Source organism: Paenibacillus taichungensis (assembly GCF_003287275.1).
GTDB classification, from domain to species: domain Bacteria; phylum Bacillota; class Bacilli; order Paenibacillales; family Paenibacillaceae; genus Paenibacillus; species Paenibacillus taichungensis_A.
Genome location: NZ_QEVW01000012.1, coordinates 51,361 through 75,710, shown reverse-complemented (window position 1 = coordinate 75,710; position 24,350 = coordinate 51,361). Strand labels below are relative to the sequence as shown.

General features: G+C 41.1%; 23 protein-coding genes. 16 read left to right on the top strand and 7 right to left on the bottom strand.

Annotated elements, in window-relative coordinates:
- Nucleotides 1–190 precede the first annotated feature (190 nt).
- From DC345_RS18565 to DC345_RS18535, 7 genes are all read left to right on the top strand, one after another.
- Nucleotides 191–1,069 carry an RCC1 domain-containing protein gene (locus tag DC345_RS18565; RefSeq protein WP_113054325.1) on the top strand — a complete coding sequence of 293 codons (879 nt, stop codon included), beginning with the start codon at nt 191–193 and terminating at the stop codon, nt 1,067–1,069.
- A gap of 146 nt (nt 1,070–1,215) precedes the next feature.
- Complete coding sequence (locus DC345_RS18560) at nt 1,216–1,782, top strand: LOG family protein (protein ID WP_113054324.1); 567 nt, start codon at nt 1,216–1,218, stop codon at nt 1,780–1,782.
- A gap of 340 nt (nt 1,783–2,122) precedes the next feature.
- The gene (locus tag DC345_RS18555) at nt 2,123–3,205 is read left to right on the top strand and encodes an ABC transporter substrate-binding protein (RefSeq protein ID WP_113054323.1); all 1,083 of its coding nucleotides are present in this window, start codon (nt 2,123–2,125) and stop codon (nt 3,203–3,205) included.
- Nucleotides 3,206–3,403: 198 nt separating this feature from the next.
- Nucleotides 3,404–4,387 carry a LacI family DNA-binding transcriptional regulator gene (locus tag DC345_RS18550; protein ID WP_113054545.1) on the top strand — a complete coding sequence of 328 codons (984 nt, stop codon included), beginning with the start codon at nt 3,404–3,406 and terminating at the stop codon, nt 4,385–4,387.
- Between the two features lie 205 nt (nt 4,388–4,592).
- Complete coding sequence (locus DC345_RS18545) at nt 4,593–5,837, top strand: MFS transporter (protein WP_113054322.1); 1,245 nt, start codon at nt 4,593–4,595, stop codon at nt 5,835–5,837.
- Nucleotides 5,838–5,848: 11 nt separating this feature from the next.
- Nucleotides 5,849–7,330 carry a glycoside hydrolase family 32 protein gene (locus DC345_RS18540; protein WP_113054321.1) on the top strand — a complete coding sequence of 494 codons (1,482 nt, stop codon included), beginning with the start codon at nt 5,849–5,851 and terminating at the stop codon, nt 7,328–7,330.
- Between the two features lie 388 nt (nt 7,331–7,718).
- Nucleotides 7,719–7,844 (top strand): dihydroorotate dehydrogenase, encoded by a 126-nt coding sequence (locus DC345_RS18535; protein ID WP_113054320.1) that lies wholly within the window; start codon nt 7,719–7,721, stop codon nt 7,842–7,844.
- A gap of 142 nt (nt 7,845–7,986) precedes the next feature.
- Here DC345_RS18535 and DC345_RS32230 read toward each other — a convergent pair whose 3' ends face one another.
- Complete coding sequence (locus tag DC345_RS32230; RefSeq protein ID WP_258530711.1) at nt 7,987–8,850, bottom strand: cupredoxin domain-containing protein; 864 nt, start codon at nt 8,848–8,850, stop codon at nt 7,987–7,989.
- A gap of 326 nt (nt 8,851–9,176) precedes the next feature.
- Here DC345_RS32230 and DC345_RS18525 point away from each other — a divergent pair, with 326 nt between their 5' ends.
- The 5 genes from DC345_RS18525 to arsC all read left to right on the top strand — a co-directional run bounded on the left by DC345_RS18525 (nt 9,177) and on the right by arsC (nt 13,386).
- Complete coding sequence (locus tag DC345_RS18525) at nt 9,177–9,623, top strand: MarR family winged helix-turn-helix transcriptional regulator (protein WP_113054543.1); 447 nt, start codon at nt 9,177–9,179, stop codon at nt 9,621–9,623.
- Between the two features lie 78 nt (nt 9,624–9,701).
- Entirely contained in the window at nt 9,702–11,102 is a 1,401-nt protein-coding gene (locus DC345_RS18520; RefSeq protein ID WP_113054319.1) for an NAD(P)-binding domain-containing protein, read from the top strand.
- A 139-nt stretch (nt 11,103–11,241) separates the two neighbouring features.
- Nucleotides 11,242–11,568 carry an ArsR/SmtB family transcription factor gene (locus DC345_RS18515; RefSeq protein WP_064637482.1) on the top strand — a complete coding sequence of 109 codons (327 nt, stop codon included), beginning with the start codon at nt 11,242–11,244 and terminating at the stop codon, nt 11,566–11,568.
- Nucleotides 11,569–11,641: 73 nt separating this feature from the next.
- On the top strand, nt 11,642–12,937 hold the full coding sequence (locus DC345_RS18510; RefSeq protein WP_113054318.1) for an arsenic transporter: 1,296 nt from the start codon (nt 11,642–11,644) through the stop codon (nt 12,935–12,937).
- 29 nt (nt 12,938–12,966) lie between these two features.
- The gene (gene arsC / locus DC345_RS18505) at nt 12,967–13,386 is read left to right on the top strand and encodes an arsenate reductase (thioredoxin) (RefSeq protein WP_113054542.1); all 420 of its coding nucleotides are present in this window, start codon (nt 12,967–12,969) and stop codon (nt 13,384–13,386) included.
- A 34-nt stretch (nt 13,387–13,420) separates the two neighbouring features.
- On the opposite strand, the gene DC345_RS18500 is transcribed toward arsC, so the two are convergent.
- The 3 genes from DC345_RS18500 to DC345_RS18490 form a co-directional block, all read right to left on the bottom strand.
- On the bottom strand, nt 13,421–13,726 hold the full coding sequence (locus tag DC345_RS18500) for a YetF domain-containing protein (protein WP_113054317.1): 306 nt from the start codon (nt 13,724–13,726) through the stop codon (nt 13,421–13,423).
- A gap of 125 nt (nt 13,727–13,851) precedes the next feature.
- Nucleotides 13,852–15,366: a DHA2 family efflux MFS transporter permease subunit gene (locus tag DC345_RS18495; RefSeq protein ID WP_113054316.1), complete on the bottom strand. Its 1,515-nt coding sequence runs from the start codon at nt 15,364–15,366 to the stop codon at nt 13,852–13,854.
- 30 nt (nt 15,367–15,396) lie between these two features.
- Nucleotides 15,397–16,014 carry a TetR/AcrR family transcriptional regulator gene (locus DC345_RS18490; protein ID WP_113054315.1) on the bottom strand — a complete coding sequence of 206 codons (618 nt, stop codon included), beginning with the start codon at nt 16,012–16,014 and terminating at the stop codon, nt 15,397–15,399.
- Between the two features lie 392 nt (nt 16,015–16,406).
- Here DC345_RS18490 and bglS point away from each other — a divergent pair, with 392 nt between their 5' ends.
- The 3 genes from bglS to DC345_RS18470 all read left to right on the top strand — a co-directional run bounded on the left by bglS (nt 16,407) and on the right by DC345_RS18470 (nt 20,569).
- Nucleotides 16,407–17,120, top strand: a complete 714-nt coding sequence (gene bglS, locus DC345_RS18485; protein WP_113054314.1) for a beta-glucanase — start codon at nt 16,407–16,409, stop codon at nt 17,118–17,120.
- Nucleotides 17,121–17,759: 639 nt separating this feature from the next.
- Nucleotides 17,760–18,074 carry an ArsR/SmtB family transcription factor gene (locus DC345_RS18475; RefSeq protein WP_113054312.1) on the top strand — a complete coding sequence of 105 codons (315 nt, stop codon included), beginning with the start codon at nt 17,760–17,762 and terminating at the stop codon, nt 18,072–18,074.
- Nucleotides 18,071–20,569 (top strand): FAD-dependent oxidoreductase, encoded by a 2,499-nt coding sequence (locus tag DC345_RS18470; protein WP_113054311.1) that lies wholly within the window; start codon nt 18,071–18,073, stop codon nt 20,567–20,569. Before DC345_RS18475 ends, DC345_RS18470 begins: the two co-directional genes overlap by 4 nt.
- A gap of 161 nt (nt 20,570–20,730) precedes the next feature.
- Here the strand turns inward: DC345_RS18470 and DC345_RS18465 are convergent, their stop codons facing one another.
- Nucleotides 20,731–21,921 (bottom strand): YhgE/Pip domain-containing protein, encoded by a 1,191-nt coding sequence (locus DC345_RS18465; protein ID WP_113054541.1) that lies wholly within the window; start codon nt 21,919–21,921, stop codon nt 20,731–20,733.
- 159 nt (nt 21,922–22,080) lie between these two features.
- On the opposite strand from DC345_RS18465, the gene DC345_RS18460 reads away from it, so the two are divergent.
- Nucleotides 22,081–22,737 (top strand): TetR/AcrR family transcriptional regulator, encoded by a 657-nt coding sequence (locus DC345_RS18460; RefSeq protein WP_113054310.1) that lies wholly within the window; start codon nt 22,081–22,083, stop codon nt 22,735–22,737.
- Between the two features lie 136 nt (nt 22,738–22,873).
- Here the strand turns inward: DC345_RS18460 and DC345_RS18455 are convergent, their stop codons facing one another.
- Both DC345_RS18455 and DC345_RS18450 read right to left on the bottom strand, forming a co-directional pair.
- Complete coding sequence (locus DC345_RS18455) at nt 22,874–23,212, bottom strand: cupin domain-containing protein (RefSeq protein WP_113054309.1); 339 nt, start codon at nt 23,210–23,212, stop codon at nt 22,874–22,876.
- A 124-nt stretch (nt 23,213–23,336) separates the two neighbouring features.
- Entirely contained in the window at nt 23,337–24,164 is an 828-nt protein-coding gene (locus DC345_RS18450) for a helix-turn-helix transcriptional regulator (protein WP_113054308.1), read from the bottom strand.
- Between the last annotated feature and the right edge of the window lie 186 nt (nt 24,165–24,350).

Below are 24,350 nucleotides of genomic sequence, written 5' to 3'. Positions count from 1 at the left end.
GTTAATTCTGAGAAGAGTTAACGGTTTTTTACTGTGAGGATAGCCGGAATAGGCATGAACATCATTCTAAATCATTTCAATGCTCGACCGTTCTATTTGTTGTATTTACTATTTATTGTAGAGTAAGATGTAAAAAAATAATATTCATACTGCAACGGCGTTAAGGCAATTTATTTCAAGGAGGTAAAAGATGGATTATACTTCGCCGGTTGAAGCGGCGTTAAAGGAGAAGCGCCCTAAATATACCGCCATAGCGGCGGGGCGACGTCATACCATTGGTCTTAGATCGGACGGAACAGTGACGGCTGTGGGTGATAATAAAGTTGGACAATGTGATGTAAACGGTTGGAGCGATATGGTGGCGGTAGCTGCTGGTAATGTTCATATGGCGACGAACACCGGTAATGCGCATTCCATCGGCCTAACCTCTCAGGGCACTGTAGTGGCTGTGGGTTGGAATATACACAATCAATGCGAGGTAAACGAGTGGCAAGATATTGTAGCAATTGCTGCGGGTTGGCGTCGTAGCGTTGGTCTTAAATCTGATGGCGCGGTGATTGCTGTGGGACGAAATAATGAAGGCCAATGCGAGGTAAGCAGCTGGCGTGATATGGTTGCAGTAGCGGCGGGTGACTGGCATACCGTTGGGCTTAGATCAGATGGTACCGTGACGATTGTGGGCAATAATCAGTATGGCCAGTGCGATATAAGCGACTGGAGCGACATTATTGAAGTAGCGGCAGGGTATCTTCATACGGTGGGGCTTACATCGGACGGTAAGGTGGTTGCCGTGGGTAGGAATAAACATGGCCAATGCGAAGTAAACGACTGGTGTGGTATAGTGGCGATCGCAGCAGGCAGTAATCATACCATAGGCCTTCAATCAGACGGTACGGTGGTTGCCGTGGGTTGGAATAAGTACGATCAATGCAATGTAGGTGACTGGAGTGACATTGTGGCGATTGCTGCGGGTTGTGCTCATACTCTTGGCATTAAATCAGACGGTACGGTGGTTGCTGTGGGTGATAATGAATATGGTCAATGTGATGTAAGCAGTTGGCGCGGCTAATCTACTGTTGATATTCATATATTTCCATAACAATATAGCATGCTTGTTCTTTTTTTGATAACATAGATTAGCTTCTGTTCAACCGAGTCTATAATCGGATTTTCAGAGCAATTTTTTAATGAGTATGAATAGAAGGGGGAACTGAATTGAAACGGATTGCGGTATATTGTGGTGCAAGTAAAGGTAACAACGCCATTTACGAGAAAGCTGCTGTTCAGATAGGTAACTGGATTGTTGACCAGGAACATGAACTAGTCTATGGTGGCGGAAAAGCGGGATTAATGGGAGTGCTCGCGGATACTGTGATTCAACGTAGTGGTATTGTTACTGGGGTTATACCTACCTTTTTGCAAGCGAGAGAACTGGCCCATGCGCAGCTTAACAAAATCATTATTGTGTCCAATATGCATGAGAGAAAAGCTAAAATGATTGAACTTGCAGATTGCTATATTGCAATTCCAGGTGGACCGGGGACACTTGAAGAAATTACAGAGGTCATTTCGTGGGGGAGAATTGGGCAGCATGTCAATCCATGCATCTTCTACAATGTGAACGGCTATTATGATCTGATTGGCCAATTTTATGACAAGATGGTTGAAGAAGGTTTCCTAACGAAAACAGATAGACAAAAGATACTTGTTACAGATTCTTTAGACGAAATTAACACTTTTATAAGTACTTATGTACCGCCTGATATTCGTCAATATAACTAATGTTTAATATCAGGGGCAGGGGCAATATTACGGGGTTGAGTGGAAGGTTCGAAGACGGCACGTGCCGGCTGGGACAATCGGTTATGGCCCATTGAAAGTCGCTATTATAGCGGCTTTTTTTGTATTATCTGGATTTGCTACTAGAAACGGACAGCTTCTAGAGAATGGATAGTTAATCGGTATTGGAAATTTCACGAATGGAATGTGCTTCTCTATAAATCGAAAATTTTAATATGATAATAATTATCATTATCATTTACGTTATTCGACATTTGCTGTATACTGACAATGACTATGATACATATTGGCCAAAAGAAAAAGGAAAAGGGAGAGATTTTGAATGTTTTTACGAGTAAAAAAAGGAGCAATCCTTTGTTTAATTACTGCACTTGTTCTGGTGCTTGCAGCTTGCTCCAGTAGTAATGGTAGCAGCAACGATGCAGACACAAGCTCACAGGGAGCCGTGACGGATAGCGCTACGAATGCTTCAACAGATGAGCAAAAAACGGATGAAATTGCTACAGGTGCAGCTCAAACAACATACCCAATCGTTGTTTCAAACTATACAACTGAAAACGGCACCTGGGTGGCAAAGGAACAAACCTTTGATAAAGCACCTGAACGAGTGGTTGCCAATACACAAGGTGCAGCGGAGTTATTGATTCGTCTTGGTTTGACTGACAAGATTGTTGGCGTAGCGGCGCTGTTTGGCAATGTGCCTGATGATATTGCTGAAGATTTCAAAAAAATTCCTGTGTTATCTGAAGGTTATGTAGGCAAAGAAGTAACCATAGGTGCTTCTCCTGACCTGGTTATGGGGCGTGGGGGATTGTTTGAAGATGCTGATTGGGGCGTTGGCACTGTAAACAGTCTGAATGAGATGAACATCAAAACATATGTACAAAGTACTAGCGTTACAGATGCAAAATTAGATAATCTATATCAGGATATCACTGAGCTAGGTGAAATATTTAACGTACAAGCGAATGCAGCGGCATATATCGAACAGCTCAAAGCACGCGAGAAAGCGTTATCGGCTCGGGCAAGCGCTGAAACGATCAATTATGCATCTTTCTTTGATAATGGTGATGGAACCATTGGAGTGTACAACGGAAATGGAGACACATTTATTGAAAGTGCAATGTCATTAATCAATATGCATAATATGCTGATTAACGAAGAAGGCACGCTCAGTTTGGAGAAGCTAATCGAGATCAATCCAGATGCCATGATTATTTCGAAATATGCCGGCGGTATTGATCCGGAACAAACGATTGAAAAGCTGCTAGCCAACAAGCAATTGCAAAGTATTAACGCAATTAAAAACAAGAAAATTTATGTTATTGATTTCAACAACTTCTGGGGTTATGGGGATTCCATCTTCACAGGAGTTGAAGCACTCGCAGATGATCTGAATTTGTAAGAGCAGATGTGCTCGCTTGATCATCATGCATGCAATTAATATCCTGTTTATTATAACGGCAGAACAGTAATTTACTGGGCTGTCGTTTTCATTTGAGCTGCGACTCTTATAGGCTGGTGCATGTCCTTTCACGTTTAACCATGTTAAAATGGAGGGATAATTGGACATATGGTATGGAAAGAAGGCAGGGAGCAATTAATGAAACCTAAACTTAATGATGTTGCAGATTTAGCAGGAGTTTCACCTACGACGGTTTCTCGGGTGCTTAACAATCGAGGTTACATAAGTGAGGAAACAAAGAATCGAGTCCATGACGCGATGCAGCAGCTAAATTATTTTCCAAATGATATAGCTCGGTCATTATTTAGTAAACGAACCAACCTCATTGGATTAATCATACCCACAACAAGCAACCCCTTTTTTGGAGAGTTGACTTTTCATATTGAAAATATTTGTGCCTCATCAGGTTTTAAACTACTGATTTGTAATAGCTTGAATCAGCTTGATAAAGAAGAAGCATATGTGGATATGCTGATGCGCAATCAAGTTGACGGCATTATCGTAGGAACACATAACCGAGGTATTGTGAATTATGATCAGAAAAATATTGCAGTCGTTGCGATTGATCGCTTCTTATCGGATACAATTCCTGTCGTAGGATCGGATAATTACATGGGCGGAAAAATGGCTTCCGAGCTGCTGATTGAGAAGGGATGCAAGCACATCCTGCATATTAATGGACCTGTCGAATTGGAAACTCCTGCAAGCTTAAGAAGAAAAGCATACGAAGATGTCATGGAACAGCATGGTCGCCAGGCGATCACTTATGAAGTATATGATCCATTCCATCAACAGAATCACGATGAACCGATTGGGCGTTTGCTTGATGAACATCCCGAAGTAGATGGACTGTTTGCGAGTAATGATTTGGTGGCAGCTTCATTTATTGTTAAAGCAAAACAACGTGGTAAACGTGTTCCTGAAGATATTCGTGTCATTGGTTATGACGGAACCGAAACGACTCGTAACTTGCTTCCTGAATTAACGACGATTCAGCAACCTATACAGGAAATTGCAAGATCTGCTGTCGAGCTAGTTATTAAAGAAATTGAAGGTGAATTCAGTAAGGTGCCGCGAGAAACGTATCTGCCTGTGAAACTTATTGAAGCTGGTACAGTGTAACTCTAATGTTCATATCACTACAAAATTTTCGAATACAAGACGGATGGAGCTAACCCTTGGATGCTGGGATTAAGGGAAGCTCCTTTTTCTTTCGAAAATATGTCAATCGGTTGACATATGAAACCGGTTGACATATAATCGATTTTGCAAGCGCATTAAAGTGCTTACATTCACATTAAATGTTCAACTTAGAGGAGCGTTCGATATGAGACATTCAAAGAGCATGTATTGGAAACTAAGCGCCTATTTCTTCTTTTTCTTTTTTACATGGTCAGCAAGTTATTCATTGTTCTCTATTTGGCTGGGGCAAGAAATCAGTCTGAATGGTGCTGAGACTGGTATTATCTTTACTGTAAACGCTATCTTTGCGTTATGTATGCAACCGCTTTATGGCTATATTTCGGATAAAATCGGATTGAAAAAGCATATTTTATTTCTAATTAGCGGTTTGCTCTTACTTGTTGGTCCATTCTATATCTTTATCTACGGACCTTTACTTCAGTACAATGTATTTCTTGGTGCAGTGGTAGGTGGACTATACCTGGGTGTTTCTTTCTTGGCCGGAATTGGTGCTATTGAATCATATGTCGAGAAAGTCAGCCGTAAATATGCCTTTGAATATGGTAAATCTCGGATGTGGGGTTCGCTAGGTTGGGCGGCAGCAACATTCTTTGCTGGTCAGTTCTTTAATATCAACCCGAACATTAACTTCTGGATTGCATCCGTCTCTGCTATCGTTCTGTTCATCATCATGATGACAATCAAGGTCGAGATGACAGAATCCGAGATGGAACGAGCTGAATCCATTAACTTTAAACAAGTCGGTAATTTGTTTGCGAATAAGCATTTTTGGTACTTCATTTTATATGTGCTCGGAGTTACGTGTATATACAATGTGTATGATCAGCAATTCCCGATTTACTTCTCATCGACATTCTCGAGCACTGCATTAGGCAATCAAGTATACGGTTACTTAAATTCTTTCCAAGTGTTCCTGGAAGCAGGCATGATGTTCCTAGCACCATTTATTGTAAACAAAACTGGAGCTAAGAAGGGCCTGATATTGGCAGGGTTCTTAATGGCATTCCGTATTATGGGTTCCGGCCTCGTTATCGGACCTTACGGTATCTCGGCTATGAAATTGATTCATGCATTGGAACTGCCCATTATGCTAATCTCTGTATTCAAATACTTGGCTGCTAATTTCGACACGCGTTTGTCATCGATCTTGTATCTGGTTGGTTTCCAGTTTACGAGTCAGGTAGGAGCTTCGATCTTCTCACCCATCGCTGGTACGCTTTATGACATCAGAGGTTTCTCGAATACTTATGTTCTTATGGGGATATTCGTATTTGCCTTTACGACAATCTCAATCTTTACCTTAAAGAGAGAGCCGAAAAACTTGAATAAGCTGGATCCTAAACCTAACTCGCATATTGAACCAGCATAGGAGGAAAACATATGAACACTTTTTACAACAATACGAAGCAAGCTGAGGAATCTTTGAAACAGGCAGAAGGGAAAATGAACAAGCGTTACCGCTTAGGCTATCATATTATGGCACCAGCAAACTGGATTAACGATCCAAATGGATTAATTCAGTATAAAGGCGAATATCACGTTTTCTATCAACATCATCCGTATGATGAGAACTGGGGACCCATGCACTGGGGTCACGTCAAAAGTAAAGATCTTGTGCATTGGGAGCATTGTCCGATTGCATTAGCTCCTGGAGATGCATGTGATCTGGACGGATGCTTCTCAGGCAGCGCAGTTGATAATAACGGCGAACTGACATTGATCTATACTGGACATCATTACATTGATCAACCGAACAATATTTTTTTCCAAAATCAAAACGTGGCAGTAAGCACAGACGGCATTCATTTCACAAAATTACAACAGAATCCCGTGATCGCTGAACCTCCGGCTGATAGCTCCCAGCATTTCCGTGATCCGAAGGTATGGAAACATGAGGGTAAATGGTACATGATCCTGGGGAACAGTACGAAAGAAGAGGAACCGCGTGTTATTCTGTATACATCTGCGGATCTTAGAACGTGGACCTATCATGGTGTGCTTTTACAGGGAGACAAAGATATGGGCTTCATGTGGGAGTGCCCGGATTTCTTTGAACTAGGCGGCCAGCATGTATTTATGTTCTCTCCTCAAGGTATTGATGCGCAAGGAGATCAGTACAATAACTTATTCCAGACTGGGTACTATGTTGGGGAATATGATTATGAACATAATAAATACAAGCATGGAGAGTTCATTGAGCTTGATCATGGTCATGACTTCTACGCGGTTCAAACCTTCTTAGATGATCAAGGTCGCCGGATTGCGATTGGCTGGATGGATATGTGGGAAGCGGATATGCCAACAAAAGCAGACGGTTGGTGCGGTGCGCTCACCATCCCACGTGTACTTACATTGGGTGAAAATGACAAGGTTCTGATGAATCCGGTAGAAGAAATGAAGCTGCTTCGCCAAAGAGAACATGTTGTGTATCAGAATCACGTGATTTCAGGAAGTTCCATGACAGAAGTTGAAGCGGATCTGCTTGAAGTGAAAGTCGTGTTCGACCTGACGAAGACAAGTGCGGAACGGGTAGGCTTGAAGCTTCGCAGTACAGATCAGGAGGAAACGGTAATTACTTATTCCATTCCAGATCAGAAGCTTAAGCTTGATTGTTCCAAATCAGGGAAGAAGACGGATGGCGTTCGTCGTGCAGACTTAAATGCTGAGGGACGGCTGACACTACATGTATTTCTGGATCGGTCATCCATTGAAATGTTCGCAAATGAAGGGCAAGCTACGATGACAAGTCGTATCTATCCGAGTGGGAAGCTCTCATATATTGAACTCATCACTGAGGGCGGAGAGACTCAAGTAAATGGGTTGTCATATTGGAAGCTGAACGATATCTGGCAAGCTGAATAACGATGAAGAAGACTGTTTTTCGAGCCATTACATTGACTCGGAAACGGTCTTTTTTGTTGAGTAGATACGGACACGCCAAGCCCTTCCGCTTCAGATTCGGGAAGGGAAGTGCTTGGCGTATTTTGTATATCCTACAGCGGATTCAACGTTGCTGACTGCACGGACTGAAGTGGGATGAGGCCACTTTTAACTAGCAGTTCAAGTTCATCGTGCAAGGAAATGTCGTAAATAAAGTTAGTCATTTCGTAACTGGAATCGGTGCCTGCAACTTACAAAAAGCTTACAGTTGAAAGGGAGGCAGAAGCAGTAGCCTATTTTTATTTTTAGCCTTGTCAAATTAACAAATTCTGAATAATCTAACACATACCACAGAAGAGGGGGAAGAAGCATGAGTGAAGTTGGATATGGAAATGTAGGCGGACTTGGTGCAGGATACGGTGGTTTCACGTCCGTTGGCGCGATTCTGGTATTGTTTATTCTGTTGGTTATCATCTCCAAAGCTTTCTTGGTTTAATAGATGCTATACAATTTCCGCTAGCTTTCGCTGGCGGTTTTTTATGTTGTTGTAATATGGTTAATGAAAGCAATTTAAATAGGGAACTTTGTGTCATGATTCACTGACATAAAGTTCCCTATTATGATCCTACATTTCTCGCTTATACTACGGTGATCGTTCCATAATACATGTACATGCCACAATTGAAGTTGTACGTTCCGGGTTTCAGATCTTTTAAGGTAATGAAGTTATCTCCTTTTTCAAGATACACATCTATTCCTAAATCTTTAGACTGAACACTTCTTATACATGTATAACCTGTATGTTTTATGAAATTTATTTTTGTTGGAACGCCAGCTTTTACTTCAATATTTTCTTGACTAAAACCATCTGATTTTACATCGACGGAAACAATCTGATATCCCGAATTTTCTTGAATAGCATTGGCTTGCTCACTTTGTGATTCTTGTGATTTAATTGCCGATGTATCAGTCGGTTGATATTGGTAAAATAACGTTGCACCCACAGCTATAATTCCAAAAGCTACCGTTAGTATACCTCCAATAAACGGCATACCAATCCCACTTTTATTTGTTTTATCGCTAGTATCCGTTTCTTGATTGGACAATTGAAGAGCAACGCTCAAAATAAAAATGAATAGGATGTCAACAAATATCATCATGATATAGGAAGGACCAATCATTACTCCGAGCATTGCACCCATCATGCCACCCATAATTCCTGCCAACATTCCATCCAAAGTTGCCAATATACTGATAGGTTTGCCTGTGAAGTAACCGGCTCCTAGCCCGAACAATATGGCGGCAATGGATGGGACTGTTAAATCACGTGGAAACAAAATGCCTAATTGTACACCAAGTACAAGGCTGGACATCATGCCAATGGTCATAGCGATCATCATGCCAGGCATACCTGTAAGTTTTTCTTTTCGCTGATACGTTTTAAGAACAATGAATGCTGTGAACAGTACGACCATAACTATACTTAATATCGCTAATAACACAATCTTATTCCTCCTAATATCCTTACAGTAATAATGCATAGTTTTCTACTCATTGACATTACGATCAAGATCATTCATCTCATAATATATCAGAATTATCATAAGAACGTGACTATTGTCACAGACAAGTCAAATGATTGTCGTAATAGTATGAAGATAATTTGACATTTTCCTGCTACCTCTTTCTATTAATTAATTTATAGTTAAAATTTTAGACATAAAAATCTAAATTACTTTTTTTGATAGATTGAGAGTGTTAATTTTTATATTTGCAAACTGCAAGTAATTTGTTTATAATGATGACCAGAGGTGATGATGTGTCAGATATTGAGAATCCCAGAGAGCCACTACAAATCATGGTCCGCCGTTTCGGCTTACTGGATAAAAACTGTTGCACGGTTGGAGAGCATGAAATATCGCTGGTTCAGAGCCATATTCTATACGAAATTAACCATCAACATGAGCCGTCCATGCAACAAATTGCTGAAACGCTCGCCATGGATATCACAACCTTTAGTCGTCAAGTGCAGACACTGATTAAGAAAAATTTGGTTCAAAAGACACCACTGCCTGAGGATCGTAGAGTATACATTCTCAGTTTGACAGACGAAGGGGAGGTTGTAACAACGGCTATCGATCATCAGATGAATACTCATCTGGATGAGGTTTTTTCTTTCATGACGGATACGGAAAAGGAGACGGTCATTCAATCCATTAAACTGCTCAATGAGAGCATGCTAAAATCGAAAATGTGTTGTACGCCGCTGGGGTAATGAGCTTCATTACCTCGTTATATTGCTCTAATACTTGTAAAATGCAAGTTTTATTAAACATACTGGAGGTACATTGATATGAAAAACGTTGAATTCAAACAAGTTGATTCTTGCTGTGCTCCCACTTTAGAGAAAAAGAAGGTTTCCCCTTCGGAATCTTTAAATCAAGGAAAGTTAACCCATCTACCTGTTGTTATCATTGGTGCAGGACCTATTGGTTTGGCTGCAGCAGCTCATCTGATTGAAGCAGGCCAATCGTTTATTATTCTTGAGGCGGGGACTAAAGTGGGTGAAAATATCTCCCAATGGGGCCATGTTCGTTTGTTCTCACCATGGCAGTATAACGTAGATAAAGCGGCTGGACGATTGTTATCCAAGAACGGATGGATTGCCCCTGCTCCCGATGTTTTACCGACAGGGCGTGAACTGCGAGATCTGTATTTGCTCCCGCTCGCAGAACTTCCGGAGATTCAGTCCAATCTTCATTTAAAATCACGTGTTGTGGGGATCAGTCGCAAAAATACAGATAAAATGAAAACAGCGAGCCGAGAAAAACAACCCTTTATGATCTACGTTGAAGAAGAGGATGAGACTAAGCGGTATGAGGCGAGAGCTATCATTGATGCATCAGGAACTTGGGGGCATGCTAACCCTGTACTCGCCAGCGGCGTGTTGACTCCTGGGGAACAAGCTCTTAGTAACCATATATTCTATGGCATTCCGGATGTGTTTGGAGTAGATCGAGAGCGCTACACAGATAGACATATCGCAGTAGTAGGAAGCGGACACTCAGCCTTGAATACATTACTTGATCTTGCCATGCTTCAAGAAATAAATTCCGGTATGACACTGACCTGGATTATGAGAAAAGATTACGTGGAGGAAGCATATGGCGGAGAAGCGAGTGATCAGCTCGAAGCGCGAGGAGAACTGGGACGTCGTATTCATGAACTGGTGGATTCCGGAAAAATTACTGTTGTTACACCGTTCCATATTCAGGAACTGAAGCAGGAATGGAAGCAAATTACCATAAGCGGAGAGCAACATGGTGTGAAACAGATGATAGCACATATTGATGAGATCATCGTGAATGCCGGAAGTCGGCCAGACTTGTCTTTCCTCAGGGAGCTACGGCTGAGTATCGACCCGACCACAGAAAGTGTGGCAACCATTGCTCCGTTAATCGATCCGAATGTTCATAGTTGCGGCACTGTTCGTCCTCATGGGGAGAAGGAATTGCGTCATATGGAACAAGGATTGTATATTGTTGGGATGAAAAGTTATGGACGTGCCCCAACCTTCCTGATGGCTACCGGATATGAACAAGTTCGTTCGGTGGTAGCTTTTCTGGCAGGTGACCTGGATGCAGCTACAAAAGTAGAACTGGATCTACCTGAAACGGGTGTATGCAGTCTGAATCGTCCAGAAGTACAGGTAGCCGAGCGGACAAGTGATTGTAGTTCATCTTGTTCCAATTAATGTAGAATAGGTTAACCTGACAGTGATGGTTCGACTGTTAACCAATACTGTCAGGTTAACTTGGATATTAAAATTGACAATAAGACTTCTACATTATAATATAAGCATGTGCTTATATAAAGAGAAGGAGGTAAGTGATATGGATTCTATTCAAGAAGCATCGGAAAAGTTAAAATTGCTGGGGGATAAGACTCGTCTGACGATACTTACACTCCTCAAAGAACGCGAATGGTGTGTATGTGAGTTTGTAGACATTTTGGACATGTCGCAACCTGGGGTCAGTCAGCATTTGCGCAAGTTAAAGGATCAAGGCTTGGTCAAAGAGAATAAACGTGGACAATGGGTATATTACTCTTTGAATGTAGAGGATACACCTTATATTAAATCTGTGTTGGAATTCATGCCGGATTCTGCAGCCATTCTTAAGTCTCTAAATAAAGAGAACATTTCATCCGTATGTAATTAATTTTTGAGCAATATATAAGTATATTGTTATATGATTATGTAAATGTATTTAATTTGATTGGAGGCGTATATGTTTGTTTTCTACTTTTCTTGCTTGCATGATCTTCTTGATAACGTTAGTGCTTGTCATCTGGCAGCCTAAAAACCTGTCCATAGGGTGGTCTGCTTGCGGCGGAGCAATTCTGGCGTTACTTGTAGGCGTAGTTCATTTCAAGGACGTATGGGATGTTACGCAAATGGTATGGAACGCCACGCTTGCTTTTGTGGCCATTATTATCATCTCATTGATTTTGGATCGTATCGGTTTCTTTGAATGGGCAGCTTTACATATGGCGAAGGCGGCTCATGGCAGAGGGGTTCGGATGTTTGTATACGTCTCCATCTTAGGAGCTGTAGTTTCTGCTTTCTTTGCCAATGACGGAGGAGCACTGATTCTGACCCCAATTGTTCTGGCTATGGTCCGCGCATTGAATTTTGATGAGAAGAAAGTATTTCCCTTCATTATTGCCAGCGGATTTATTGCGGATACAACTTCATTGCCACTGGTTGTAAGTAACCTGGTAAACATCGTATCTGCCGATTTCTTCGGTATTACTTTCATGGAGTATGCAGGCAAAATGTTTATTCCGAATCTGTTTTCACTGGCTGCAAGTATCGGTGTGTTATATCTCTTTTTCAGGAAAAGCATTCCCAAACGGTTTGATGCCAGTGAACTGAAAGCACCTGTAACAGCGATCAAAGATCTGAAGATGTTCAGATTGTCTTGGATTGTACTTGGCATCCTGCTCGTCGGTTACTTTGGCAGTGAATTTGTTGGTATGCCTGTATCTATTGTGGCAGGAGTCGTGGCTATATTCTTCCTGATTATGGCTTCTCGAAGCTCTGCTGTACCGACTAAAGTAGTCGTTAAGGAAGCGCCTTGGGCAATCGTATTCTTCTCTATCGGTATGTATGTCGTGGTCTATGGCTTGCGTAATGTGGGTCTGACGGATCTGCTGGCCGTAGCCATCCAGGCCGTGGCAGATCAAGGATTGTTTGTCGCAACGATTGGTATGGGCTTTATTGCTGCGATCATTTCATCTCTGATGAACAATATGCCTACGGTTTTGATTGACGCACTAGCTATTGACGCAACAACGGCTACGGGAACCGTTCGGGAGGCGTTGATCTACGCCAATATTATTGGTTCCGATCTAGGTCCCAAGATTACACCGATTGGTTCACTGGCAACACTGCTCTGGCTTCATGTGCTCAGCACCAAAGGTGTCAAAATTTCATGGGGCACCTACTTTAAGACAGGTATCATTATCACAGTTCCGACTCTACTGATTACGCTAGTGGGTCTATATCTGTGGTTAAGCATTCTATAAATTCAAACAACGAGGAGAAGATGATGAACATGAACAAAAAAACACTTTATTTCCTATGCACAGGCAACTCGTGTCGGAGCCAAATGGCTGAAGGTTGGGCCAAGAAATATCTGAGTGAGGACTGGAACATCTATAGCGCAGGAATCGAAGCTCACGGTTTGAATCCAAAAGCAGTTGAAGCGATGAACGAAGCAGGTATCGATATTTCAAGCCAAACTTCGGACATCATTGACTCCGAGCTAATGAACAGTGCAGATTTCGTCGTCACATTATGCGGGGATGCGGCAGATAAATGTCCAATGACCCCTCCACAAGTGAAGCGAGAACACTGGGGATTCGATGATCCCGCGAAAGCGCAAGGTACAGAAGAAGAGAGATGGGCTGTATTCCAAAGGGTTCGTGACCAGATTGGGGTACGGATACAGACGTTCGCTGAAACTGGAAAGTAACACGAAAAGCCGGGAGTATTTTCCCGGCTTTATGTCATATTTCTAATGATCGTTCGGTTTTTCTTTCTCTTTCTCGGTATGATATAAAGCGCGTTCCATCCTCACCATATTCCGCATAAGCTATATCCTTAATATGGTCATATCCCTGTTTTTGCATCTCGAATCTTACCTTATCCGCATCAATTTCCTCTCCTTTCATCGACATTTTCAGTATTTCACCTTTATCAATCACTGTAATAGGAAAACTATCGGAATGTGTTCGAGTCCCCAAATCTTGGGCTGAAGGTGGTTCAGACTGCCAGTACATATAAAAGTTGAGATATGTTGATCTGATCATCATAAAGCGTTTAGAGGAGAGAAAAAATGGAGCCTGCTATCTTAACGATAGTAAGCTCCATTTATATTGTATATTCTTTAATTTCGTCTCTTATTTTGTCAGTATTGTTTTTGGTCAAATGCTTTTAATTAATTTACTGCGGGTTTTGTTTTAGTTTTACCCTGTTGATTCTTTAAAGCCTCGACAGGTTCATCTTTGACTTCCGCTCGTTTAATGAAGAAAACTAATATTAATGCGACAATATTAATGCCAAGTGCGATATAGAATGAATATTGGATTCCGGCTAATAACGCTTCTTGGGTTAATAAAGCTTTATTGGCTGCTGTCAAAGTTGTTGGATCAACACCAGTCATTAAATCTTCAGCTTTTGTTTTTGTCACCGAATTCATAATCGTAATCAGAATAGCCGTACCAATTGAACCGGACACTTGTTGAGCTGTATTGTTGACAGCTGTACCATGTGGATTTAAGCGTGTTGGCAATTGATTCAGGCCGTTTGTCATAATAGGCATCATCACCATTGCCATACCAAACATACGCAGAGTATACACAAGGATAATATAAGTGTGAGTCGAGTCGATTTGTAGGTTTGCCAACATGTACGTTGAGATCGCTGTAATTGTAAGCCCGATTATGCCGAGAATACGTGGGCCATATTTATCAAACAGTTTACCCGTAATAGGTGACATAATCCCCATGATTATTGCACCAGGCAACATCATTAAACCTGAATCAAGTGGTGTAATACCTCTTACGTTTTGTACGTATGCCGGTGTTAAAATCATTCCGGAGAACATTGCCACTGCGTTTACAATCGCAATAACAGAGCCAAGGGCAAACATTGGATACTTGTAAACACGTAAATCCAATAATGGTGTATCCATTTTCAATTGACGCACAACGAAGGCGATCAGGGCAATAGCTCCAACGATTAAAGTGATTAAAACGACTTGATCTGTCCAGCCATCTGAACTTGCAGAACTGAACCCATATAACAAACCACCAAAACCAATGGAAGATAATATGATCGAGAAATAGTCCAGTGTTGCACTTTTGTTTTGCTGCATTATATTTTTGGATTTCCAGATTCCTAACAGTAAACTAATGACGGCTAACGGTAAAATCATCTCAAAAAGTAAACGCCAGTCATAATATTCTACAATGAAACCTGATAATGTTGGCCCGATTGCAGGGGCAGTAATCATAACTAATCCGAAAATACCCATTGCTGTTCCGCGTTTTTCACGTGGGAAACTTACCAGCATAATATTCATTAACAGGGGTCCCATTACTGAAGAGCCTGCTGCTTGAACCATTCTTCCTGTAAGCAATAAACCAAAGTTTGGTGCAACGGCTGCTATGGCCGTACCTAAAGTGAAAATGGCCATGGAGGTAATAAATAAACTTCTATTGGAGAAACGTGTTAATAAGAATGCTGACGCCGGAATCAATATACCACTGACCAGCATATAGCCAGTAGAAAGCCACTGAATCGTGGAATAATCTTTAATGTCCAAATCCACCATGATGGATGGCAGTGCTACATTTAAGAGCGAGTTATTGAGAAATGAAACAAATGCGCCGATAAAAAGAATGGCGATCATTAAATAGGGTGGTTTTTTTTCTTGTAAAGCTGAATCCATATATTTGTTTTCTCCTTTTTACACTTCTGATTATTGAATTTTTTTAAATCCTCTTTTTAGCAGTTCCATTTGCTCACCATAATTTTTTAAAGCTTCTTCATAGGTTAAATCTTTTACGAATATTTGAATAAGGTTATCAAAAGTTACAGCTATAATAATTTTTAGAATATGCTGCAATTCTCGTTCACCTTGTATATTTAACGTTTCTGTATTCATTAACCCAATGATAGGTAAAAGGTGATTATCCCGATTTTCTTCATAAATGTTTTTCGTAAATGTTTTTTCTGTTTTATAATTCATATTTAAAAAGGCATTTCTAAAAAAGTTTTTGTGTTCTTGATTGGTGTGATTCTGAATCATAAATTGAAATGAATCGATAAAAGCTTCGAATATATCTCCGTTGTTCTCCTTTAAAGCTGCAATAAATCGTTCACTATTTTTCTGCGAGGACTGGTTCAACAGGTAATAATACAGATCTTCTTTTTCTTCAAAGTATTGATAAAAACTTCCTCTGGAGATCCCGGCATCTTTGATAATATTGGCAATGGATGCTTCGTGTAATGGAACCCGAGAAAATTCCCTTTTGGCACATTGAATTAACGTGTCCTGTTTATCTTTCGATAAGTGGAAAAATGTTTTTTTGGGCAAATATAATCCTCCAATCTTTATGAGTGACACCGTGTCACAATTGCTGATTAACGAATTATATATGACACCAATGTCATACGTCAACAATAAAAATGACACCGTGTCATATTTTCTTTTGGATCAATTGAAATCAGCAGGTTTGACTCTCTTCATCCAGCACATGAATCCATGATGATTGACGCAAGTGAGGTAGTTTTTCCTCACATCAATCTTTAGAAATGAATATCTATCTTTAAAGATTATTATAGTTACCCTTTTCACATCCAGATAGAATGGAAACACCAACCATGTAAGCGTTTTACATATCTGCTGCGGCAAGAGAATCTACTCATTTTTCGGGAATCACTTGCCCATACTTCGTACATGTGTGGAATCGTTTATGGAGGTGTATGATGAAGAGGAAGTCTTGGTACACTTTGGTGGTGGCAGGTGTGGTATCTTTATTTGTTTCGGTAAGTGCTTTCGCAAGTTATGTATTCTGGGAACCACTAACTTATTTTAACCCGGAAACATGGCAAAAGGCAGATGGTTATTCCAACGGAAATATGTTCAATTGCACGTGGAGAGCCAACAATGTCAATTTTACAAACGATGGAAAGCTCAAGCTTGGTTTGACAAGTTCTGCGTACAACAAGTTTGATTGCGGGGAGTATCGATCCACAAATAATTACGGATATGGACTGTATGAAGTCAGTATGAAGCCTGCCAAAAATACGGGCATTGTCTCCTCCTTTTTCACGTACACAGGACCTGCTCATGGCACACAATGGGATGAAATTGATATTGAATTCTTGGGAAAGGACACGACCAAAGTGCAGTTTAATTATTATACAAATGGGGTTGGTGGTCATGAGAAGGTTATTAACCTTGGGTTTGATGCATCACAGGGGTTTCATACCTATACTTTCGATTGGCAACCAGGTTATATCAAATGGTATGTAGATGGCGTATTGAAGCATACTGCAACCAGCAATATTCCCGTAACACCCGGTAGAATTATGATGAATATATGGAATGGAACCGGCGTGGATAGCTGGCTAGGTCCTTATAACGGTGCCAATCCATTGTATGCAGAATACGATTGGGTTAAATATACGAGTAACTAATGATGCAGAAGCAGCCGCTCACCGGCTGCTTTTTGATTTAGATTAAAATAAAAGAGTACATATACAGCAAAGCTTAATATAAAAAATTTTGAAGGTATTTCAATAAACTTGAAGAATACCCTATTAGAGTTAGAATGTAAAATTTTAAGGGGAATGAAAATGATTAAACGACTTACTAAGAATATACCAATATGGTTTCTTTTTGTCGGGGTAATGATATTTGTTCTCCTGTGTATTAATTTTGTTGAGATGGATACTCGAATTAATATGGTTGCATTGGCAATTTTAAGTATTGCTAATACAATTCGAATGTGGAAAAATGAACGTCAGTCTGCAATGATGTTTCTATTGCTAGGTGTTCTGTGTATGTTCTTTCTTATCAAATCTTTAATTTTATATGGATTCTGAGGAACAGGGAAGAGTCAATCATAATAGGATGGAAAGCCCAAAAGCCGATAAACATGACAGTTTCTGCGTGTGTATAGGCTTTTCTTAATGGTCTTGGTGTTACTGGCTTTTATAATTTTGATGCGACATTTTATAGAATCTAAGTTGAAGTTAAATCAACGGATGAAAAGATTTTGACATTTCAATTTAAATATCGTAATATTACGATATAACGATTCAGGAGGGGTAATTTTGAATACTGAAGCTTTTGATAGCACTAATTTAAAACAGTTCGATGAACCTGCTAATTTACTGAAAGCTCTATCTCATCCGATTCGACTGTGCATTGTGCGTGGGTTGATGCGAAAAAAGAAATGTAATGTTTCATATATGCAGGAGTGTCTGGACCTCCCGCAATCAACAGTATCTCAGCATTTGCAGAAGCTGCGCAGTGCAGGGATTGTAGCGACTGAGCGCAATGGCCTTGAAGTAAATTACGTGCTTGCCGACCAACGGATTGAACAGATGATCCCTATTTTGTTTGGAGAGGAAGATTGTGAATCATGAGCAAAAAAGTACTGATTGTGGGCGGAGTAGCGGGTGGGGCATCAGCTGCTGCCCGTCTGCGCCGTCTGGATGAACATGCCGAAATTATCATATTTGAAAAAGGACCCTATATATCATTTGCCAATTGTGGCTTACCTTATTATATTGGTGGCTCGATTGAGGAGCGAGAGCGTCTGCTGGTCCAAACGCCTAAAGGTATGGCTGACCGTTTTAATATTGATGTGCGTACAGAAAGTGAAATCGTCGCGATTGATCCCAATACTCGTACAGTTCGGGTACAAAGCCAGGAGCGTGGTTCATATGAAGAAAGCTATGATGAACTGATTTTGTCACCAGGCGCCAAGCCAATCATACCCAATCTGCCAGGTAAGGATAATCCACTGATTTATACCGTGCGGAGCATTCCAGATATTGATCGGATCAAGAAGCAAGTTAATTCATCTAACAACGTATCTTCAATTGTTATAGGTGGAGGGTTTATTGGTGTTGAAATGGCGGAAAATTTAAAGGAAGCCGGATTGGATGTAACATTGGTAGAGGGTAACGGTCAGCTACTTACTCCATTTGATGCTGAGCTGGCAGCAGCCTTGGCACAGGAAATGGAGCAAAATGGAGTGAAGCTGCTGTTTTCCCAACGTGTACAGGGCTTTCATTCACTTGAACATGGCATTGGTGTTGAGCTTGCTGATGGTCGTGTTCTGACAGCTGACTTCGTTATTCTTGCAATAGGAGTAACCCCAGATACAGCTTTTGTGAGAAATAGCAGAGTATCCCTGGGAACACGTGGACATATTATGGTCAACGAAGCTCTCGAAACCAGTGTGCCACATATCTATGCTGTTGGTGATGCCATTGAAGTAACTGAAACCATTCATGGCACAAAGACAGCTATTCCGCTTGCTGGACCTGCAAACAAACAGGGACGCATTGTTGCAGATCGTATTGCCGGACTAAGTTCCATTTACAGGGGGACACAAGGAACAGCCATTATTAAAGTGTTTGGAATGACTGGAGCAGCTACAGGCAGTAATGAGAAAACACTAAAACGTCTAGGCATCGATTATCGAACTGTAATCGTGCATCCTGCATCTCATGCATCGTATTATCCGGGTTCCAGCGCGATTACTCTTAAACTGCTGTTTACACCGGCAGGAAAAATTTTAGGCGCACAAGCAGTTGGTTATGACGGTGTGGATAAACGGATTGATGATATTGCTGTAGCCATTCATTTCGGGGGTCACATCAAGGATTTGACAGAGCTCGAATTGAGTTACGCGCCACCGTATTCCTCTGCGAAAGATCCAGTTAATATGGCTGGATATGCAGCTGAAAATATCACAGCTGGACGTGTTGAAACGTTCACCTATGATCAGCTATCTGAACGCCATCCGGAGCAGTCGATATTGCTGGATGTACGAAGTGAGCTGGAGCACCGTAATGGAAATATTCCGGATTCCATAAATATTTCAGTGGATGAGCTTCGTCAGCGGTTAGATGAATTAGACCCAGCCAAAGATATTTGGGTATACTGCCAGGTTGGTCTGCGTGGATATACAGCTTCGCAGATTTTGCGTCAGCATGGCTTTAATGTGAAAAATCTGAGTGGAGGCTATAAAACATACCGCCAAGCACAATTTCAGCCCGCTCCAATTTCTCCCGGAAACGATGAAAATAATAACGGGCAGGATCAGAACAACAATCCGAAATATGCTGTAAAGGAAACAGAGCCTTCCAATCCAATCTCTGCAAAGCCACAGCGTATTGATAACGAGTTGAACGTGTGCGGTTTAAGTTGTCCCGGTCCGCTGATACAACTTAAGCAGAAAATGGATCAACTATCGAATGGCGAGACTTTGCGGGTGAAAGCTTCCGATCCAGGATTTTATGAAGATGTGAAAGCATGGGCAACCATGTCTGGCTCCTCACTCTTACACTTGGAACGATCCAAAGGCGGTACGATTGAAGCAGTTATCGAGAAAAATACCGTGCAGACCACATCTTCAGCTATGGAAACGCCTAAAGAGGAGCCTGCCAGCACGATGGTTGTCTTCAGTGGTGATCTGGATAAAGCGATTGCTTCTCTTATTATTGCCAATGGGGCAGCAGCAAGTGGACGTAAAGTAACCATGTTCTTCACATTCTGGGGATTAAATATTATTCGTAAGCATCAGCCACAGCCTGTATCCAAAACTATGATTGGCCGCATGTTTGAAATGATGTTACCACGAGGCAGCCACAAGCTAGGCATGTCCAAAATGAATATGCTCGGAGTGGGTCCAAAGATTATTCGAGGCATTATGAAAAATAATAATGTTGCTTCTTTGGAAGAACTGATGCAGACCGCAACTGCGCAGGGAGTTGAGTTTGTCGCTTGCCAGATGTCCATGGATTTGATGGGGATTCAGCGTGAAGAATTAATGGATTCAGTTAACATTGGTGGAGTGGGTTACTATCTTGGACAGGCAGCTCATGCAAATCATAATCTATTTATTTAAAATCGGTTTGTAGTAAACCATTCAGCTGTGTAGTGACATGTATTATCTCTTAAAAAAAGTAAAAGCCCCTTCATTGGTGAAGGGGCTTTGTTTCGTTTATGTCTTTGGCAGCTTAACTGGACGGTGTCGTCACATATAAAGGACTTTATGCGCTCTCCAGATTATGTGCTCATCATTTCATTGCGGCTCTCTTTATGACGTTGCGGTATGAACGCACTACCCAGTATGATGAGCATTCCCGCAAGTCCAATCCAGACAAGAGCGGAAAGTGGTGAACTCCAGCTCAACCCGTGATCAAAGAAGAAAATTCCCCGTAAACCTTCGATCATAAAACGCATCGGAAGCCACGGATACACCCACTCCCGATAAAAAGAAGACATCATTTCTGGCGCCAATGCAAGCAGCGGTGCACCAAAGAAGAGCATTAAGCCAAAAATGGCTATTCCCCCAAGCCCCAACAGAGAAATGACGGCCGAGATCAGGAGGAAAAAACTGAATGACGAAATGGACAGGAACAGGGCAGTATCGGTAAAATTCGTTATTTGCAGCCCAACGATCCTATCTGCGATCCAGGTGAAGCCAAATCCTACGACAACAGCAATGACAGCACCCGTCAAAATCTGTCCCACTTTAACAGAAAGGCGACCTTTCCGTGTAGTGACAGGCACTTTTTTGACCGCCGTATAAATAAGAGCAGAACTTGCCAAACTGGCCATCCACAGCGGCTGGAATAAAGAAATGGGGGAATTGCCGTTTGCACTGTGTGTGCCGACTTCATTAACATTGGTCACATCTTTGGCAATGGGATTCACCAAAAAAGCAACTTGTTCTACGGTCAGGGTTGTGCCTTTTGCTTTTAATTCTTCGAGTAGTTGCGTGCGTACCGTGTTATTGATGTTATCAACGACTCCGTTTAAGATTTGTCCAGACAAAGTCGACGCGGCCATGTTCATTCCCTGGTTAATCAGAATCTGTATTTCAGGTGAAGAAGGGGCCGAAGTCATGAGTGAAGCTTGCTTTGAACTGAAATCCTGTGGGATAACCAAGGCTGCATAATACTTCTGAAGGTCTAGTCCTTGTTGGACTTCCTCCAGGCTGTTTACCGACTCCCATTTTACCGCCGGCTCTGTATCATCTCCGGATGATGAACTTTTTTGAATCATTTCCACAATTTTTTGTCCCATATTCATCTGAGGCTGATTGGGGATTTGTACCCCCTGATCCTCATTGACGATGGCGACGGGTAAGCTGTCGGGCTTAGGCTGGACGGATGGAAATAAAGTCAGCGAGAAGACAAAGATGATAACCAATGCAATAATGGGTGACATCAAGACCATCTTGTTTTTGAACAGATGCAATACGTTTCACTCCCTTTTAATGATCATGATGTTGATTATTCATCACAAAGTTGATTATAATAATTGCACGAAAAAAAACAATAATCACATTTTTATAAACTGAGCATTAATCAACACTGCCCTAAAAGGTGTTGAATTAGGAGTGAACACAAAGTGGAGCATGAATTAAAAAAAGATCGTCGCAAGATCCGAACGAAGAAACTTATTCGGCAGGCCTTGTTAGAGCTCACGGCTGAAAAGGGATTGAGCAAGATCAGTGTTATGGATCTCGCAGAAAGAGCGGAAATAAACCGGGGTACATTTTATCTGCACTACAAGGATGTGGCAGACCTTGTTGACCAGCTGAAGAAAGAGATTTTCGAAGGAATAAAGATTCTTTCAGTGGAGCTTAACCCGTTGGAGGTAGGACATTATGCTGAGCGAGGGGAACCATACCCGGCTATCCTTAAGCTGTTGGAATATCTGTTGTCACATGCGGACTACCTGCGAATCATGCTCAGTCCTAATGGTGATTTACAACTGCCCATTCAGATTAAAGAACTGATAGCGGAACGGATGCTTCAACATTTTGAAACAATTATGCCAAATGATCCTGCTGTCGTCATTCCCTGGGATTACTTTTTGGCCTTTACCTCCTCGGCCAGTATCGGACTTTTAACTCACTGGATGGAACAAGGAAACGATCTATCGACTCGGGAGGTTGCGTTGATGATAACTCAAATAAATAGCCGTGGACCTTTGGAAACCCTGATGCGGAGAGTAGGAAATCCCCATTCAAACGGGAGAGAAAAAGCACAGAATGAGGAATGAGAAGTAGATTGTTGTAGACATGATTTTTCGGTAAAAAAGGTAATTTGGAAAGGAGCGTTTGCATTCAGCTCCTTTCTAGAATATACAAGCAAATTCCTTGAATACATATTCCCTTCAACGATACGTAGTAGACTGTTTATGCGGACACAGTTCCACCGGTGTTTCCTTCACTTTTGGGTTCCATTAACATGATATGACATTCCTTTTCAGAGGAGGGTTTGATCTCGAGTCCCCTCGGGACAATAAACATCTCATCTTTACAAATTCTCACCTGACCATCACGAAAATCAATGATCATCTCGCCTTCAATCACGAAAAATAACTTATCGGTTTCAGGATGAACATGCCATTCATAATCGCCAGCTATCTTAACAATCTTAAATTGATAGTCATTCATTTCACCAATTAGTTGGGGTGACCAATTATCGTTTATTTTAGACAGTTCCTCGCTTAGTTTAATCGTTTGATAATGGATAGTAAGCCCTCCTTATTTTTCACCTACAATATAATGCTGCATACTTAATTCAGATATCATGTTGCCTTGGCCTGCCATAAGTATACTGATTTAATTTTGGCTTTAAAATGGATGCCTGTTGAAGTTAGCATGGATTATTGATGAACTTCTGTCGATATTCAGTAGGAGAGAATCCAAATTGTTTCTTGAACACTTTACTAAAATAAAAGGGGTCAGCAATTCCAACCGTTTGTGCAATTTGCTGTATGGGCACGTCACTTGTAAATAGCATTTTTTGTGCCATGTTTATACGATATTTTAATAGATATTCTGCCGGTCCCATTCCTGCATGTTTTCTGAATACGTAAGAAAGCCGATTTCGATTAACGTTATATTGTTCTGCGAGCGATGTTATGGTAAGGCCATGATAGTAGTATTCATGGATATAATTAGATACCCGTTCGAATAAAGCCTTTGATTCACTGCTCATTTGTCTATTCGCCACGCTTATTAAGGCTTCGTTCAGCACATCGCGAAACAGCATTTCAGTTTGAAACATCGAAATGCCGCCACGTTGATTATACACATGCCATAACTGCTTAATTAATTCCATAAGACGAGGGGAGTGTCCCGTTGATAATTCAAAATGCTGATGGGAAAAGCTTGATTCTTCTAATTCTGAGCTACATATCCGGTATAAAACAAGTATATATTCCCAATTGGAGTTATCAAACGTTTGTTCATCCAATTTCATATTTGCACCACCATGTACCACTTTGCCTGGCGAAAAGATATAAGGGGTTCCATTAAATTGAAATTGTATCTTTCCTGTAAGGGGAAACACAAATCCGGGAAAAGAATCGGTATAATCAGCGTGAGACACCCCTGGATATGTAGCATATCGATATATTCCTTCTACTTGAAAAGGAATGTGTGCAAAATGTTCTGCTAACTGATTCACGTCTATTTTCACGTTGTGTACCTCATTTCGATAGTAGGTTGCCGGTGACTTTGCGATTATCTTGTACAACTCACTCCACATTATTGATAATGATTATCATTGTGTCAATATTTATAAACAATAAAAATACCGAATTCGGCTAATTTCAAGTCAGAATACGAATCGGAGAAAAGGTACAAATCACTAAACCATCGATGT